This is a genomic window from Mycobacterium sp., from assembly GCF_052144515.1.
Lineage (GTDB): Bacteria > Actinomycetota > Actinomycetes > Mycobacteriales > Mycobacteriaceae > Mycobacterium.
This window is the reverse complement of record NZ_JBKQQD010000400.1, coordinates 1-15,178: the sequence shown is the minus strand read 5'-3', so window position 1 is coordinate 15,178 and position 15,178 is coordinate 1. Positions and strand designations below refer to the sequence as shown.

Sequence of the window (15,178 nt, the reverse complement as noted above, 5' to 3'; positions counted from 1 at the left end):
CCACCGCCCTACCCGACATCCGCAAAGGCATCCGGATCAAGGCCAGCTGAACCGGCCCGTTTCGCGGGCATTCCTACCTGAGGCACGGACAAAATTTCGCGGGCATCTTGATTTGAGGCACTACGGGCCTGTGCGGAGCGCTGTGGGCTGACCAGTGGTCACGCGCACGGTGTGTGCGGAGTCACACGTTGGCCGCTCATTACGCTGGGGACTATGGCTGACCAGCTCCAGACTCCGCTTGAAATTCCCAGCGTCATCAAACCCCGCGACGGCCGCTTCGGGTGTGGCCCGTCGAAGGTCCGACCCGAGCAATTACAGGCACTGACCACGACCGCGGCGGCACTGTTCGGCACATCGCACCGCCAGGCGCCAGTCAAGAACCTGGTGGGCCGGGTTCGGTCGGGGGTGGCCGATCTGTTCTCCGTGCCGGACGGTTACCAGGTCATTCTGGGCAATGGCGGCGCGACGGCGTTCTGGGATGCCGCGGCATTCGGGCTGATCGACAAGCGCTCACTGCACCTGTCCTACGGCGAGTTCAGCTCGAAGTTCGCCTCCTGTGTCGTCAAGAACCCGTTCGTCGGCGATCCCATCATCATCAAGTCGGACGCCGGCAGCGCCCCGGAGCCGCAGAGCGACCCGTCGGTCGATGTGATCGGTTGGGCGCACAACGAGACCTCGACTGGGGTCGCCGTGCCGGTCCACCGCCCGGCCGGCTCGGGTGACGCACTGGTCCTCATCGACGCCACCTCCGGCGCCGGTGGCCTGCCGGTCGACATCACCGAGGTCGACGCCTATTACTTCTCACCGCAGAAGAACTTCGCCAGCGATGGCGGCCTATGGCTGGCCATCATGAGCCCGGCCGCGCTGGCCAGGGTCGAGTCCATCGCGGCGTCGGGTCGCTGGGTTCCCGACTTCCTGTCGCTCCCGATCGCGATAGAGAACAGCCTCAAGGACCAGACGTACAACACGCCGGCGATCGCAACCCTGGCGCTGATGGCCGAGCAGCTGGACTGGTTGCTGGGCAATGGCGGGCTGGACTGGGCGGTCAAGCGCACCGCGGATTCATCGCAGCGGTTGTACTCGTGGGCGCAGGAGCGGCCGTACACCACACCGTTCGTCGCCGACCCCGGCCTGCGTTCTCAGGTGGTGGGCACGATCGACTTCGTCGACGACGTGGACGCCGCGGCTGTCGCCAAGGTCCTCCGGGCCAATGGCATTGTCGACACCGAGCCGTACCGCAAGCTCGGCCGCAACCAGCTGAGGGTCGCGATGTTCCCCGCCGTCGAGCCCGACGACGTCAGCGCCCTCACCGAGTGCGTCGACTGGGTAGTGGAGCGGCTGTAACCCGTCCCTTCCTAATCGCCTAGCTGGGGGGCACCACCCGCTTGCCGGGGACACGCAGGCGTGACGCTGGGGCCCGGCAGGCGACGAGAACGCTAGCTCCGAACTGAACCGTTTCCGCGTGTCAGCCAGGTTAACGACGCCTAGCGCATTAGAGTGCGCCCTGAAGGGGTCCGGCGCTGATCTGCACGGAGCCTGCGAGGAGAAGCCATGCGGGAACTCAAAGTGGTTGGACTCGATGCCGACGGCAAGAACATCATCTGCGAGGGCGGCACCCCCGGCGAACAGTTCAAGCTCCCGGTCGACGACCGGCTGCGGGCGGCTGTGCGCGGCGACGCGGCGGCGCTCGACCAGCCACAGCTCGACATCGAAATCACCGACATGCTGAGCCCCAAAGAGATCCAGGCCCGGATTCGCGCCGGTGCGTCGGTCGAACAGGTGGCGACGGCGTCGGGCTCCGACATCGCGCGGATCCGGCGATTCGCCCACCCGGTCTTGCTGGAACGCTCGCGGGCCGCGGAGCTGGCAACCGCCGCACACCCGCTACTCGCCGATGGTCCCGCAGTGCTGACGCTCCTGGAAACCGTCTCCACCGCGCTGGTGGCACGCGGCCTCAACCCGGCCAAGCTGAGCTGGGACTCCTGGCGCAACGAGGACGGCCGCTGGACGGTTCAGCTTTCGTGGCAGGCCGGCCGTTCCGACAACCTCGCGCACTTCTGCTTCACTCCGGGCGCCCACGGCGGAATCGTGACCGCAATGGACGACCCGGCCAGTGAGTTGATCGACCCGGACTTCACACCCCCACTGCGGCCACTGGCGCCGGTGGCCCGCCTCGAGTTCGACGAGCCCGCGGGCGTGACCGCCCAAGCCGCCCAGGCCGCCCAAGCTCCCCCGGACCCCGCCGCCCCCGAACAACCGGTGAGCAGCCCGGCAAGCAGCCGGCGCGGCAAGCCGGCCGTTCCGGCCTGGGAAGATGTGCTGCTCGGGGTTCGTTCAGGCGGGCGGGGCTAACCGCCGGCAGCTGTCAGGGCCAGCAGCGTCACCCACGCGCCGGTCACACCCACCCCCGCGCCCAGCACAAACCAGCGCAGGACGGGAGTGCGCCGCCAGCCCCACAGTGTCGGCGCCAGCCCCCCAGCCGCCACGATGTTGAGCCCGACGGCCAACAGCGGATGCACCCGGATCAGTCCGAGGCTGAGCACCACAACTGCCATGGCGGTGACTGCGGCGACGAACCCGGCGACCGTCAAACCCGTTCCCCATGGCACGGGCGCGTCACTCACGAGCCCACCCTAGCCCGCTCGTAGAAGGCCAGCGCCGCGGCGGTCGCGACATTCAACGAGTCGGTGCCCCGCGACATCGGGATGCGCACCCGCACATCGCTCAACCGTTGGACGGCCGCTGTCAGTCCGGGGCCTTCGGCGCCCACCAGCACCGCGATCCGTTCATCGCGCACCGCGGCCATCGCCTCCGGCAGCGCCCGCGCTTCCCGGTGTGGCGTCATCGCCAACAGCCGAAAGCCGCGTTCCTTCAGCGTCACCAGGTCGGCGGGCCAGTCCGCTGCCCGCGCGTACGGCACCAGCAACGCATGACCCATCGACACCCGGACGGCGCGACGGTATAGCGGATCGGCGCAGCCGCTGCCGAACACCACCGCGTCCACGCCCAGCCCCGCCGCGTTCCGAAAGATCGAGCCGAGGTTCTCGTGGTCGTTGACGCCTTCGAGCACCGCGACGGTGTGGGCACCGTCGACCACTTCAGCGACGGTCCGTTCGGGTACCCGCCGCGCGGCGGCCAGCACCCCGCGATTGAGGTGGAAGCCGACCACCCGCGCCATGACGTCGGCGGACGCCCGATAGTACGGCGCCTGGGCGCCCCTGCCGGTGCCGGCCCCGGCCAGATCGTCCCGCAGTTCAGCCAGCCTGCGGTCGGTACCGAGCATCGCGTGCGGGGTGAACCGAGACGCCAGCATGCGCTGCACGACCAGCACGCCCTCGGCGATTACCAGGCCTTTGCCGGTCGGCAGATCGGGGCGACGGTCGACGCTGTTCAGGTCGCGGAAGTCGTCGAGCCGGGGATCGTCGGGATCTTCGACAACCTGGACGTCCTGAACGTCCACGTCCGGCGCAGTCACGGGCTTTCGTCGACCAACGCCAAGATGATGTCGGCGGCCTCGCGCAGGGTGCAGCGCTTGTCGCTGTCCAGCGTCGCGAGCCGCTCGGCCAGCCACTCCTGGCGGGCACGTCGCGCCGCCTTGACCAACTCGGCGCCGGACTCGGACACCGACACCACCACCTGCCGGCCGTCGACGGGGTGCGGTGCGCGATCCACGAAGCCCTCGTCGGCCAGGGAGGCGATCACCCGGGTCATCGACGGCGGTCGGACCCGCTCGCGAATCGCCAGGGCGCCGGGCGTCATCGCACCCTCGTTGGCCAGGGTCGTCAGCGCCGACAGCTGGGACAGCGACACCGGCGATTGCGGATTCCGAAACCGCAGTTGGCGGGCCAGCCGCATGACCGCCAGCGACAGGTCGGCGGCCAGCCGCGCATCGCTGTCAGCCATGGCGCGAGGTTACATCGAACCTATGAGCAGTTGTGAGAAACGACAGACTTCGGGCTTTGGTCCCGCATCGTCGCCGGGCTATGTTGATCGCGATGAGCACCGAGCCTGGCCCCAGCCGCGAGCCGCCTCCGCTGCCCGCCAGGCTGCTCGCAGTGTGGCCGATCATCGCGGTCGGCGAGCTGGGCTGGCTGCTGGCGACGGTCGCGGCGTTCGTCGTGCCCTCCCTGCAGAATTGGCGTCCGATGATGCTGGCCGGACTGGGAACCGGGTTGGTGGGGACGAGCATCTTCCTGTTGCAGCTTGCGGCTGCGCGCCGGGGTGCGCGCGGTGCACAGTCCGGACTCGAGACTTTTCTCGACCCGAAATAGATTGCCTCGGAGGACAAATGGCGACCCCGCTGTTGCAGGCGCAAATAGACATCGACGCCCCGGCGTCGAAGGTGTGGGCCTTGATATCCGATTTTCGACGAATGCCACAGTGGAGCCCGCAGTGCCGCTGGATGCGGCCCTTCGGTCCGCTTCGCCAGGGCACCCGCACGCTGAACTTCAACCGCCGCAACCGTCTGTTCTGGCCCACCACAAGCACGGTTGTCGAGGTCATTCCGGAAAAGAAGCTGACGTTCCGGGTCGACGCCAACCGCACGATCTGGAGCTACGAGCTCGAGCCGAATGGCCAGGGCACCAGGGTGATTGAGAGCCGTCACGCCGAAAACGGCGTCAGCGCGTTTTCCAGCATGTCGATCAATGCGGTATTGGGCGGGACCACGAACTTCGAACGCGAATTGGTCGACGGCATGAACGCCACGTTGGCCAAACTCAAAGCCGCCGCCGAGAAGGGCTAGTCGGGCGACTCCGATTCGGACGGCTCGGCTGGGCTTGCTGTCTGCGTTTCCATGACGTCGAGCACGCCGTCGTCGTAGGGGTCATAGATCGGCGAACCAGTGCCCGCCGCAGCGGGGGTGTCGGAATGGGCGCCGCAACCGTAGTACTTGTCGACGACATGCCCGTCGGCGGACAGTTCGTTGCCGCACACGCCGAACATGGCGCCGAGCGATCCCGCCAGCGGCAGGAAGAATCCACAGTCGCGGCACGTCCGTTTGGTCGAGCGCGCCATCGCCGAGTCCGGGCCGTAGTCGCCGTCGTGCCAGCGCTGGGCGGCCTCCGCTCGGCCCCACAGACCCATCACCCAGCGACGTCCCAGCCCGATTTCGGCGGCGGTCTCGTCCACCTGCGGGTCACCACTGGCGGTGTAACCGGGAACCAGCCGCGGATCGTCCTTGGCAGGCGCGAGCAGGTCTCCAGGGTTGAGATCCCCCGGCTTGACCCGCTGCTCCCACGGCACCCATTCGGGCGCCAGCAGCGCCGTCGGTCCGGGGACCAGCACCACCTCGCTGACCGTGGCCTGCTCGGCACCGGGATAGGCAGCGACGACGACGGCCCACTGCCAGCCCTGGTAGCCGGGCAGATGCGCCAGAAACCGGTGGGTGGCGGCGGTTGGATCTTCGTAGCCGACGCCCAGGTAGTCTCCCACCGCGTCGGGGCCGCTGAACTCCGCGACGGCGGCCCTGGCCTGATCGACGGCATCGATGAGCAGCGCCGCCGTCTCCGCGGGCCAGTCGGCCACGGTCACGGCGCCAGTTTCGAAGGCGGAGTCCACGGATCCGTCAATGGAATCCCCGAAGGGTCGGGTCACGCTGTCCCCTTTCTGCAATGCGCCTCCAATACTAGGTTGGCGAGCCACGCCCGGTTGCCTGACGGCATAGGACAGAATTGATATGTGTCAGGACGGCGGCGTGATCACCCGGGCAGAGTCGCCTCAACCTCAGGCCACCGCACCCGTAATGGATCGGCCAACCAGCATCCGGGCATGGCCAACTACCCCGCCGACGACTCTGACTATCGCCGCGCGCGCCGCCCGCCGCCGATGCCCAGCGCCAACCGCTATCTCCCGCCGTTGGGCGAACAACAGCGGCCGGAATCCAAACCCAGCGGCGCGCCGCCCCGCGGTCCCACCCCCAACGAACGAATCACCGTCACCCGCGCCGCGGCAATGCGTAGCCGCGAAATGGGTTCCCGGATGTACTGGATGGTCCAGCGGGCCGCGACCGCCGACGGCGCCGACAAGTCCGGGCTGACCGCGCTGACGTGGCCGGTGGTGGCGAACTTCGCCGTCGACGCCGCAATGGCCGTCGCGCTGGCCAACACTCTGTTCTTCGCGGCGGCCAGCGGGGAGAGCAAGTCCAAGGTCGCGCTGTACCTGTTGATCACCATCGCGCCGTTTGCGGTGATCGCACCGCTCATCGGTCCGGCGCTGGACCGGCTGCAGCACGGCCGCCGTGTCGCGCTGGCGGCCTCGTTCGCGTTGCGCACCGCACTGGCGGTGGTGCTGATCATGAATTACGACGGCGCGAGCGGCAGCTACCCGTCGATGGTGCTGTATCCGTGCGCGCTGGCCATGATGGTGTTCTCCAAGTCGTTCAGCGTGCTGCGCAGCGCGGTGACGCCGAGGGTGATGCCGCCGACCATCGACCTGGTGCGGGTCAATTCCCGGCTGACGGTGTTCGGACTGCTGGGCGGCACCATCGCCGGGGGCGCCATCGCGGGCGGCGTCGAGTTCGTCTGCACCCACCTGTTCAAGCTGCCCGGCGCGTTGTTCGTCGTCATCGCGGTCACGGTCGCCGGCGCCTTGCTGTCGATGCGGATTCCGCGCTGGGTCGAGGTGACCACCGGCGAGGTTCCCGCCACGTTGAGCTATCGCCGGCACAGCGACCCACTGAACCCGTCGTCGCGAAGCTGGCCAGAAGAAGTCAAGAAGGTCAGCGGTACGCTTCGACAGCCGTTGGGCCGCAACATCATTACCTCGTTGTGGGGCAACTGCACCATCAAGGTGATGGTCGGCTTCCTGTTCTTGTATCCGGCGTTTGTCGCCAAGGCGCATCAAGCCAGCGCCTGGTATCAGCTGGGCATGCTGGGCATGATCGGCGCCGCGGCCGCGATCGGCAATTTCGCCGGCAACTTCACCAGCGCGCGCCTGCAACTGGGCAGGCCGGCCGTCCTGGTGGTGCGCTGCACCGTGGCCGTGACGGTGTTGGCATTGGCAGCCGCGGTGGCCGGCAATCTCGTGGTGGCCACCATCGCCACCCTGGTCACCGCGGGCTCCAGCGCAATCGCGAAGGCCTCGCTGGACGCCTCACTGCAAAACGACCTGCCCGAAGAATCGCGCGCCTCGGGCTTCGGGCGCTCGGAGTCGACCCTGCAGCTGGCCTGGGTGCTGGGCGGCGCGCTGGGCGTTTTGGTCTACACCGAATTGTGGGTGGGCTTCACCGCCGTCAGCGCCCTGCTGATTTTGGGTTTGGCCCAAACCGTCGTCAGCTTCCGCGGTGACTCGTTGATCCCCGGCCTCGGCGGTAATCGGCCCGTCTTGGTCGAGCAGGAAAGCAAGCGCCGCGGCGCCGACAGCCCGTCGGCGGTGCGTAGGTGAAGCGTGGATTCAATCGCGGCGCGGCCGCGCTGCTCGCGGTCGTCGTGGTGCTGCTGTCCGTCGCGGCCGGGGTCGGCGCGTGGCTGCTGGTGTGCAAGCCCGGCCCGCAGGCACCCGAGATCAGCGCGTATTCACACGGCCACCTGATCCGCGTGGGACCGTACCAGTACTGCAACGTGCTCAACCTCGACGACTGTCAGACCCCGCAAGCCCAAGGTGAGCTGCCGGCGAGCGCGCGCTACCCGGTGCAGCTGTCGGTGCCCGAAGCCATCTCGCGGGCACCGTGGCGGCTGCTGCAGGTGTATGAGGACCCCACCAACACCACCAGCACCCTGTTCCGGCCGAACAGCCGGCTGGCGGTCACCATCCCCACCGTCGACCCGCAGCGCGGGGAGCTGACCGGGATAGTCGTGCAGTTGCTGACATTGGTGGTCGACCCCTCCGGTGAGCTACGCGACGTGCCGCACGCGGAATGGTCTGTGCACCTTAACTATTGAAGAACTATTGACGTGCCGACGGTGGTGTCTCGGTCCACGTCAACGGCTCGGCGTCGGGCAGGTCCGGCGTCCAGGTGATGTGTATTTCGCATGGTTGGTTCTCGCTGGGCTGCATCGTCGAGAACAGCCGGGCCTGACCCGCCGCGACATTCACCGAGCCCTGACCGTCGAGGAACGCGAGCTCCTTGTAGTCCCCCGTCAGCGTGACGTCGCGCGCGTTGACCGTGCCGACATTGCGCAGCGTGTAGAACCTGCGCGGCTTGTCGCTGGTCCTGGCCTCGATGCGCCAGCCGTAACGCCTGCCCCTCTCGACGATCTCGGCCAGATCAGCCGAACGGCTCGCGGCGTTCGCGGACAGCCGCGCAAGCCGAACCGACATGATCGCGGCGACCATCGCGCCCAGCGACACGATCAGCGCACACAGCGACAAAACGAATGCAGCCACCGCCATGCGCGGACTTTAACACTTGCGTGGCGGCCGGCCACGACCGAAAGTCACGCGCCGTGCCCGGCCGGAACTCGCTCGCCGTCGGCCGGCGGCCCTGGGGGCGAGCCGTCACCGAAAGGCCTGCCCCCCAAGGCTTCCCGGCCGTGTGCGGTCAACCAGCCGCTCAGGTAGGGGCCCTTGGGCACGATACCGGTGGGGTTGATATCGGAATGCACGATGTAGTAGTGCTGCTTGATCTGGACGAAGTCGACGGTGTCGCCGAAGCCCGGTGCCTGGAACAGGTCGCGCGCGTAGGCCCACAGCACCGGCATCTCGGACAGTTTGGAGCGATTGCACTTGAAATGCCCGTGGTAGACCGGGTCGAAGCGGGCCAGGGTGGTGAACAGCCGCACGTCGGCCTCGGTGATGGTGTCGCCCACCAGGTATCGCTGGCGCGCCAGCCGATCGCTCAGCCAATCCAGCGCGGTGAACAGCCGATCGTAGGCGGCGTCGTAAGCCTGTTGCGAGCCCGCGAAGCCACACCGGTAGACGCCGTTGTTGACCTCGGTGTAGACCCGCTTGCTCACCTCGTCGATGTCGTCCCGCAGCGGCTCGGGGTATAGCTGTGGCGCGCCGTCGCGGTGGTAGGCGGTCCACTCGGTGGAGAAATCCAGGGTCATCTGCGCGAAATCGTTGGTGACCACCGCACCGGTCGGGACATCGACCACCGCCGGGACGGTGATGCCTTTCGGGTAGTCGGGGAACCGCTTGAAGTAGGCGTCTTGTAGCCGTGGAATCTTGAGCACCGGGTCGACTCCGCCCGGATCGAGATCGAACGTCCAACTGCGTTGGTCATGGGTCGGGCCGCAAAATCCAATGGAAAGAACATCTTCCAGACCCAACAGCCGACGGACGATGATCGCGCGGTTGGCCCACGGGCAAGCACGGGCAACGACGAGCCGGTACCGGCCGGGCTCAACCGGATAGCCGTCGCGCCCGTCGGCGGTGATGCGGGTGGTGATGTAGTTGGTGTCGCGGTTGAACTCGCCGGCGCCGACGTAGGAGGCCATGGCGACAATCCTGCCTCACCCAGGATGGCGGCTAGAGTTTCGCCTCGGTTGATGGCGCCGTCAGAAACCGCCGGGCCACATTGGCCTCGGTGGACGGGCCCGGTTCCCAGTGCGCGATCCACGGTCCGGTCCCCTCTGACTGGTCGATGATCCCCCGTTCCAGCCAGGTGTAGCGGCCCTCTAGGACGTCATTGGCCAGTCGGACGTCGGTGCCGTCGGTGTTGGTCCACAGGGCGTGGAACAGAGCCTCCACCCGCAGGGTGGCCTGCTGGCAGAACGCATCGGCCAGTTCGTATCCCTGTTCACCTTCGGCCGCGGCGGCGGCTCGCTGCGCCTCGGCCCGCACACAGACCGCGGACATCGCGAACAGCTCCGCACCGATGTCGACGACGCGGCCGAGGAATCCCTGCTTTTGCTCCAGACCGGCTTGCCAGCGCGCCATCCCGTAGAAGGTGTTGCGAGCCAACTTACGAGAAGAGCGTTCGACGAAGCGCAGATGAGTCGCCAGGGCGCCGAATTCGCGGTATGCGGTGGGTTTTTGCCCCTCGCCAAAAACCAGCTTGGGCAACCACTTTGCATAGAATCCGCTCGCACCGGCCGCGGCCGCGGCCTTCTGCCGCAAATCGGCTTTCGGGTTGGCGAGATCACCGGCGGCAGTCAAGTGAGCGTCCACCGCCTCACGGGCGATCAGCAACCGCATGATTTCACTGGATCCTTCGAAGATGCGGTTGATCCGCAGGTCCCGCGCGGCTTGTTCCACCGGGACCGCGCGCTCCCCGCGGGCGGCAAGGGACTCGGCGGTCTCGTAGCCGCGGCCGCCGCGGATCTGCAACAGCTCATCGACGATCTGGCCGGCCATCTCGCTGGACCACAATTTGGCCAACGCCGCCTCGATGCGGATGTCATTGCGACCCTCGTCGGCCATCTGACCGGCCAATTCGAGTACGGCGTCGAGCGCGTAAGTGGTGGCGGCCATGAAGGCGAGCTTGCTGGCCACGGCCTCGTGCTTGCCCACCGGCTTTCCCCACTGCACGCGCTCGCACGACCATTCCCGCGCTATCTTCAACGACCACTTGGAGGACCCGGTCACCACCGCGGGCAAGGACAGCCGTCCGGCGTTGAGCGTGGTCAGCGCGATCTTCAGACCGTCGCCTTCCCGCCCGATCAGGTTTTCGGCGGGGACTCGAACGCGGTGCAGCCTGGTCACGCCATTTTCGATGCCGCGCACTCCCATGAATTTGTTGCGCCGTTCCACGGTGATCCCGGGCGAATCGGCCTCGACAACGAATGCGCTGATTCCCCCGCGGTGCCCGTCGCTCTTGGGGACGCGGGCCATCACCACCAGCAGTTCGGCGACCACGCCGTTGGTGGTCCACAGCTTCAGGCCCTCCAATTCGTAGGCCTGTCCGTCCTCGATGGGCGTCGCGGTGGAAGCCAGGCGCGCCGGGTCTGAGCCCACGTCCGGTTCGGTGAGCAAGAACGCCGACACGGCGCCGGCGGCACAACGCGGCAGGAACTTTCGCTTCTGCTCCTCGGTCCCGGCCAGCTTGAGTGGTTCGGGTACCCCGATCGACTGATGGGCCGACAGCAATGCGCCGAGGCTGGGATGAACGGTCGAAACCATCATCAGGGCGCGGTTGTAGCCAACTTGCGACATGTTCAGGCCGCCGTACTCGGACGGTATTTTGATGCCGAAGCAGCCCAGTTCGGCCAAGCCCTTCACATATTCATCGGGAATCTGGGCATCTCGCTCGATGACGCTGCCGTCGACGGTGCCGAGAAACTCCCGCAGCTTCTCGAGAAACGCCTCAGCGCGAGCCTCCTCCGCGTCGGACGGCCTGGGGAATGGGTGGATGAGCTCCAACGGGAAGCGACCGAGGAAGAGTTCCTTGGCGAAAGATGGCTTATCCCAACCACTTTCGCGAGATTCCTCAGCCAGCGCTCTCGCTTGCTCCTCGGTGACCTGCGTTTGCTGTGCCATCGCCGCCTCCTCGCAAACGAATCACATTCAGGCATTGGGTACCCGATCCCCAAGTTACTCTCCGGTAGCTTCGGGTGCACGTGTAATTTTCTAGGTGGCAATCGCGTCGCATTGGTCGCAGTTGTCACACGAGCCTCTCCACCCGGCAGGCGCACAATTTGTCTGCCTCACAGCATCAACGAAGTGTTTCGCTGTGAGGCGGACACAAAGAGCATCCACCCCGACCAGAGACCCATGAGGCGGATGTGACAAGACTCCGCCGCGGCGCAGCGCGCCGAGCTAGGCGTCGAGCTCCCGCGCCACCGCCCTGACCACCTCAGAGACCCGGCGGGCCGTCTTGCGGTCCGGATAGCGGCCCTTACGCAGTTCGGGCTGCACCGCGCCCTCTAACAGGGTGATCATGTCCTCGACCATGCCGTGCAGCTCATCGGGGGTGTGCTTGTGCTCCGCCGGCGCCTCGCGGCGTGTCCGGGTCAGGCTCGGCGGCGGATCAATCAGCTTGAGGCTCAATGCCTGAGGTCCGCGCCGGCCGGAAGCGACACCGAATTCCACCCGCTGCCCGGCCTTGAGGCCCTCGACACCCTCAGGCAACGCCGAGGAGCGGACGTAGACGTCCTCGCCGTCCTCTTGCGACAAGAAGCCGAACCCCTTTTCGGAGTCGTACCACTTCACCTTGCCGGTCGGCACTGGTCTCACCTGCTTGTCTGACGGGTCGCTCGGATGGCTAACAGAAGAAGCGTCCCGCCTGCGCAGGACGCGATATGCGAAGTGATCCTACTCGGATCGTTGCTCGGCAAGCACCCAGTTTGGCCGGCACTCGGTAGGGTGGCATTACCGCTGGAGGAGATATGCCCCTGATCATGAACGCCAGCTGGCTCGGCTTCGAGCGGGTGCCGGCATGACGCTGACCGCGTTGGGGGTACCGACCGTGCGCCGGGCAAGCCCGCACGCCGGATTCGCCGACGTACCCACCGCTGGTCCACTCCGCGACACCTTCGGAAGGGTCGCCAGCGATCTGCGGGTCTCGCTGACCGACCGCTGCAATCTCCGGTGCAGCTATTGCATGCCGGCCGAGGGCCTGGACTGGCTGCCCAGCCGCCACCTGCTGCGGCCCGACGAGCTGGGCAGGCTCATGCATATCGCCGTCACCCGGCTTGGCGTGACCAGCGTGCGGTTCACCGGTGGCGAACCACTGTTGGCCCGCCACCTCGAAAAGGTGATCGCAGCGGCGGCCAGCCTGCGGCCCCGCCCGGAGATTTCGCTGACCACCAACGGTGTCGGGCTAGAGCGCAGGGCCGTTGCTCTGGCCGAGGCGGGCCTGGACCGGGTCAACATCTCGCTGGACAGCGTAGATCCGGCCCGCTTCGCGGCCATCACCCGGCGGGACCGGCTCGCGGACGTGCTCGCCGGCCTGGCCGCCGCCAAGGAAGCGGGCCTGGCGCCGGTCAAGGTGAATGCGGTTCTCGACCCCGTCACCGGCCGCGAGGACGTCGTCGAGCTGCTGCGTTTCTGCCTGCAGCACGGCTACCACTTGCGGGTCATCGAGCAGATGCCGCTGGACGCCGGACACCAGTGGAGCCGGGACGCCGCGCTCAGCGCCGACGACGTGCTGGCGGCGCTGCGGCCGCACTTCAGGCTGCAGCCGGACCCGACACCGCGCGGTTCGGCGCCGGCCGAGCTCTGGCTGGTCGACACGGGTCCGGACACCCCGGCGGGCAAGTTTGGCGTTATCGCCTCGGTGTCGCACGCTTTCTGCTCGACGTGTGACCGCACCCGGTTGACGGCCGACGGTCAAATCCGCAGCTGCCTGTTCTCGACCGAGGAGACCGACCTGCGCGGCCTGCTGCGCGGCGGCGCGGACGACGACGCGATCGAGGCGGCGTGGCGCGCTGCGATGTGGGCCAAACCGGCCGGCCACGGCATCAACGACCCCGGCTTCATCCAGCCCGACCGCCCGATGAGCGCCATCGGTGGCTAGCCCCGACGAACCGGGCGGACTCCAGGTGACGGTCCGCTACTTCGCCGCGGCGCGCGCGGCGGCCGGTGTTGATTCGGAGACAATGACCCTGCGCCCGGGCGCCACGGTGGCCGAACTGGTCCAGACTCTCGCCGGGCGCGGTGAACGCCTCGCCAACGTGTTGAACCGCTGCTCTTACCTGCGCGACGGAGTCGCAGTTCGGGACGAGAGCATGGCGTTGCGCTCCCATGACACGCTCGACGTGCTACCACCGTTTGCTGGCGGATGAGAATGTGAATTACGTCACGTAACGGAACGATAACGGCGCGGACACGGCCCGATTTCGGCAGTGATGACCTGCGCAAACCCTAAGTGTTCCTGGGGTTTTCGGAGATGGCCGTGAGGGAAACGCCGAGTTTCGTAAGAAGTGACTCGGCCAACAGAACCCGCTAGCGTCTCCGGAAGTTCGCCAAGCAACCGGTGGCGTACTTCCCTCCCTATCGCGCCAAGCTCCATCCAGTAGGCGGGGGAACACCGAAAATGGATGGAGGCGGGGGACCCACCGGTCCACCGTGATCGGACCGGAGCCGTTTACGGCTCCTTGGGGTGAAGTCGGCGTCGTCTCCCTCCGGGAAACGCCGCTGACCGGGTAGCCTCTCCCACCCGAACCCGACAGCTGACCTCGCAGGCGCACCGAGAGAGGAAATTTCGGCGCGTATGAGTGGACGTCACCGTAAGCCCACTACTTCTAACATCAGCGTCGCCAAGATCGCCTTTACCGGGGCGGTACTTGGCGGCGGCAGCATCGCCCTCGCCGGCCAGGCGGCCGCGGCCACCGATGGCGAATGGGATCAGGTAGCCCGTTGCGAGTCCGGCGGCAACTGGGGAATCAACACCGGCAACGGCTATTACGGCGGCGTGCAATTCAACGCCGGCACCTGGGCCTCGCACGGCGGTAACCAATTCGCCCCTTCTGCCCAGCTCGCCACCAGGGAACAGCAGATCGCGGTCGCTGAGCGAGTGCTGGCGACCCAGGGGCACGGCGCGTGGCCCGTGTGTGGTGGCCCGCTGTCGGGTCCGACCCCGCGCAACGTCCTACCCACCGGCATGGACGCGCCGCTGGACGCGCCCGGAATCAACGGCGACCCTGCACCGCAGGCCCCACCGCCTCCGGACGCACCGCCTCCAGACGCTCCCCCGCCACCTCCGCCTCCACCGCCGCCCGCCGACCCGGCTCCGCCGGTGCAGCTCGCTGCCAACAACCAACCCGCTCCGGTGGCCGACCCCGCGCCGGCACCGCCCGCGGACGCCCTCCCGCCGACGCCGCCCGCCGACCTGGCACCGCCCGCGGACGCCCTCCCGCCGACGCCGCCCGCCGACCTGGCACCGCCTGCGGACTTCGTCCCGCCGACGCCGCCCGCCGACCTGGCACCGCCTGCGGACGCCGTCCCGCCGACGCCGCCCGCCGACGCTCCACCGCCGCCCGCGGACCCTCAGCAGGCCTCGACCGTCGGCTACACCAAGAAACTGTGGCAGGCGATCCGGTCTGAGGACGTGCAAGGGAATGACGCGCTGGACGCGCTGGCGCAGCCGTCGCCCGTGAGCTAACGGTCCGAGACTAGGACGCTGCTGATGTAGTGCCCTCTGCGGGGCGGGTTGCCGGTGTGGTTGGTGTGCCCGAAGTGGTGTGTGGTGGACGGCATTGTTGGTCGAGGTGCTGGTACTGCCTGGCGGTCGGGTCCGGGTCAGGCGATGGCCCAGCCGGTGGGTCGGTGGTGCAGGCCGAGGGTGGCCAGTCGGTCGAGGTTGAGGGCGCTGGCTCGGGTGAAGATGTCGGTCAGGATGCGTTTTTTGCTGCGGCAG

At 67.6% G+C, this 15,178-nt stretch carries 17 protein-coding genes and 1 riboswitch; of the genes, 9 read left to right on the top strand and 8 right to left on the bottom strand.

Annotated features, from left to right (window positions below; translation table 11 throughout):
- Nucleotides 1–213: 213 nt before the first annotated feature.
- Both serC and sepH read left to right on the top strand, forming a co-directional pair.
- Nucleotides 214–1,344, top strand: a complete 1,131-nt coding sequence (serC, locus tag ACLP9N_RS26470) for a phosphoserine transaminase (protein ID WP_442410161.1) — start codon at nt 214–216, stop codon at nt 1,342–1,344.
- Between the two features lie 207 nt (nt 1,345–1,551).
- A complete protein-coding gene (gene sepH, locus ACLP9N_RS26465) occupies nt 1,552–2,352 on the top strand; it encodes a septation protein SepH (protein ID WP_442410160.1) in 801 nt (266 codons plus the stop codon).
- On the opposite strand, the gene ACLP9N_RS26460 is transcribed toward sepH, so the two are convergent.
- Genes ACLP9N_RS26460 through ACLP9N_RS26450 form a run of 3 tightly spaced genes read right to left on the bottom strand, consistent with a single transcriptional unit; the run spans nt 2,349 to nt 3,903 of the window.
- Nucleotides 2,349–2,624, bottom strand: coding sequence for a DUF2537 domain-containing protein (locus tag ACLP9N_RS26460; RefSeq protein WP_442410159.1), 276 nt, complete (start codon nt 2,622–2,624; stop codon nt 2,349–2,351). The genes sepH and ACLP9N_RS26460 overlap by 4 nt on opposite strands.
- Nucleotides 2,621–3,475 (bottom strand): TrmH family RNA methyltransferase, encoded by an 855-nt coding sequence (locus ACLP9N_RS26455; protein ID WP_442410158.1) that lies wholly within the window; start codon nt 3,473–3,475, stop codon nt 2,621–2,623. The genes ACLP9N_RS26460 and ACLP9N_RS26455 overlap by 4 nt, the downstream gene beginning before the upstream one ends.
- Complete coding sequence (locus ACLP9N_RS26450) at nt 3,472–3,903, bottom strand: MarR family transcriptional regulator (protein ID WP_442410157.1); 432 nt, start codon at nt 3,901–3,903, stop codon at nt 3,472–3,474. Before ACLP9N_RS26450 ends, ACLP9N_RS26455 begins: the two co-directional genes overlap by 4 nt.
- A gap of 92 nt (nt 3,904–3,995) precedes the next feature.
- On the opposite strand from ACLP9N_RS26450, the gene ACLP9N_RS26445 reads away from it, so the two are divergent.
- Together ACLP9N_RS26445 and ACLP9N_RS26440 are read left to right on the top strand one after the other, a co-directional pair.
- Nucleotides 3,996–4,271: a DUF2530 domain-containing protein gene (locus ACLP9N_RS26445; RefSeq protein ID WP_442410156.1), complete on the top strand. Its 276-nt coding sequence runs from the start codon at nt 3,996–3,998 to the stop codon at nt 4,269–4,271.
- A gap of 17 nt (nt 4,272–4,288) precedes the next feature.
- Nucleotides 4,289–4,744, top strand: coding sequence for an SRPBCC family protein (locus ACLP9N_RS26440; RefSeq protein ID WP_442410155.1), 456 nt, complete (start codon nt 4,289–4,291; stop codon nt 4,742–4,744).
- Here ACLP9N_RS26440 and ACLP9N_RS26435 read toward each other — a convergent pair.
- Complete coding sequence (locus tag ACLP9N_RS26435) at nt 4,741–5,559, bottom strand: DUF3027 domain-containing protein (RefSeq protein ID WP_442410162.1); 819 nt, start codon at nt 5,557–5,559, stop codon at nt 4,741–4,743. The two genes, ACLP9N_RS26440 and ACLP9N_RS26435, sit on opposite strands and share 4 nt — an antisense overlap.
- A 210-nt stretch (nt 5,560–5,769) precedes the next feature.
- Here ACLP9N_RS26435 and ACLP9N_RS26430 point away from each other — a divergent pair, with 210 nt between their 5' ends.
- Complete coding sequence (locus ACLP9N_RS26430) at nt 5,770–7,383, top strand: MFS transporter (protein ID WP_442410154.1); 1,614 nt, start codon at nt 5,770–5,772, stop codon at nt 7,381–7,383.
- Nucleotides 7,380–7,880, top strand: coding sequence for a DUF2771 domain-containing protein (locus tag ACLP9N_RS26425; RefSeq protein WP_442410153.1), 501 nt, complete (start codon nt 7,380–7,382; stop codon nt 7,878–7,880). Before ACLP9N_RS26430 ends, ACLP9N_RS26425 begins: the two co-directional genes overlap by 4 nt.
- A 4-nt stretch (nt 7,881–7,884) precedes the next feature.
- On the opposite strand, the gene ACLP9N_RS26420 is transcribed toward ACLP9N_RS26425, so the two are convergent.
- The 4 genes from ACLP9N_RS26420 to ACLP9N_RS26405 form a co-directional block, all read right to left on the bottom strand.
- Entirely contained in the window at nt 7,885–8,331 is a 447-nt protein-coding gene (locus ACLP9N_RS26420; RefSeq protein ID WP_442410152.1) for a hypothetical protein, read from the bottom strand.
- Nucleotides 8,332–8,375: 44 nt separating this feature from the next.
- Entirely contained in the window at nt 8,376–9,377 is a 1,002-nt protein-coding gene (locus ACLP9N_RS26415; RefSeq protein WP_442410151.1) for a glutathione S-transferase family protein, read from the bottom strand.
- Nucleotides 9,378–9,408: 31 nt separating this feature from the next.
- The gene (locus ACLP9N_RS26410) at nt 9,409–11,358 is read right to left on the bottom strand and encodes an acyl-CoA dehydrogenase family protein (protein ID WP_442410150.1); all 1,950 of its coding nucleotides are present in this window, start codon (nt 11,356–11,358) and stop codon (nt 9,409–9,411) included.
- Between the two features lie 279 nt (nt 11,359–11,637).
- A complete protein-coding gene (locus ACLP9N_RS26405; RefSeq protein ID WP_442410149.1) occupies nt 11,638–12,045 on the bottom strand; it encodes a cold-shock protein in 408 nt (135 codons plus the stop codon).
- A gap of 211 nt (nt 12,046–12,256) precedes the next feature.
- On the opposite strand from ACLP9N_RS26405, the gene moaA reads away from it, so the two are divergent.
- The 3 genes from moaA (at nt 12,257) to ACLP9N_RS26390 (ending at nt 14,923) form a co-directional block, all read left to right on the top strand.
- The gene (gene moaA / locus ACLP9N_RS26400) at nt 12,257–13,336 is read left to right on the top strand and encodes a GTP 3',8-cyclase MoaA (protein ID WP_442410148.1); all 1,080 of its coding nucleotides are present in this window, start codon (nt 12,257–12,259) and stop codon (nt 13,334–13,336) included.
- Complete coding sequence (locus ACLP9N_RS26395; RefSeq protein ID WP_442410147.1) at nt 13,329–13,604, top strand: MoaD/ThiS family protein; 276 nt, start codon at nt 13,329–13,331, stop codon at nt 13,602–13,604. The genes moaA and ACLP9N_RS26395 overlap by 8 nt, the downstream gene beginning before the upstream one ends.
- A gap of 233 nt (nt 13,605–13,837) precedes the next feature.
- Nucleotides 13,838–14,022: riboswitch (cyclic di-AMP (ydaO/yuaA leader) on the top strand.
- A 10-nt stretch (nt 14,023–14,032) separates the two neighbouring features.
- The gene (locus ACLP9N_RS26390; RefSeq protein WP_442410146.1) at nt 14,033–14,923 is read left to right on the top strand and encodes a transglycosylase family protein; all 891 of its coding nucleotides are present in this window, start codon (nt 14,033–14,035) and stop codon (nt 14,921–14,923) included.
- Nucleotides 14,924–15,178 lie beyond the last annotated feature (255 nt).

Excerpts from the sequence above, each read along its gene's own strand:
- serC (WP_442410161.1), top strand. The coding sequence starts at position 214 with ATGGCTGACCAGCTCCAGACTCCGCTTGAAATTCCCAGCGTCATCAAA.
- sepH (WP_442410160.1), top strand. The coding sequence starts at position 1,552 with ATGCGGGAACTCAAAGTGGTTGGACTCGATGCCGACGGCAAGAACATC.
- ACLP9N_RS26450 (WP_442410157.1), bottom strand. The coding sequence starts at position 3,903 with ATGGCTGACAGCGATGCGCGGCTGGCCGCCGACCTGTCGCTGGCGGTC.
- ACLP9N_RS26445 (WP_442410156.1), top strand. The coding sequence starts at position 3,996 with ATGAGCACCGAGCCTGGCCCCAGCCGCGAGCCGCCTCCGCTGCCCGCC.
- ACLP9N_RS26440 (WP_442410155.1), top strand. The coding sequence starts at position 4,289 with ATGGCGACCCCGCTGTTGCAGGCGCAAATAGACATCGACGCCCCGGCG.
- ACLP9N_RS26430 (WP_442410154.1), top strand. The coding sequence starts at position 5,770 with ATGGCCAACTACCCCGCCGACGACTCTGACTATCGCCGCGCGCGCCGC.
- ACLP9N_RS26420 (WP_442410152.1), bottom strand. The coding sequence starts at position 8,331 with ATGGCGGTGGCTGCATTCGTTTTGTCGCTGTGTGCGCTGATCGTGTCG.
- ACLP9N_RS26415 (WP_442410151.1), bottom strand. The coding sequence starts at position 9,377 with ATGGCCTCCTACGTCGGCGCCGGCGAGTTCAACCGCGACACCAACTAC.
- ACLP9N_RS26410 (WP_442410150.1), bottom strand. The coding sequence starts at position 11,358 with ATGGCACAGCAAACGCAGGTCACCGAGGAGCAAGCGAGAGCGCTGGCT.
- moaA (WP_442410148.1), top strand. The coding sequence starts at position 12,257 with ATGACGCTGACCGCGTTGGGGGTACCGACCGTGCGCCGGGCAAGCCCG.
- ACLP9N_RS26390 (WP_442410146.1), top strand. The coding sequence starts at position 14,033 with ATGAGTGGACGTCACCGTAAGCCCACTACTTCTAACATCAGCGTCGCC.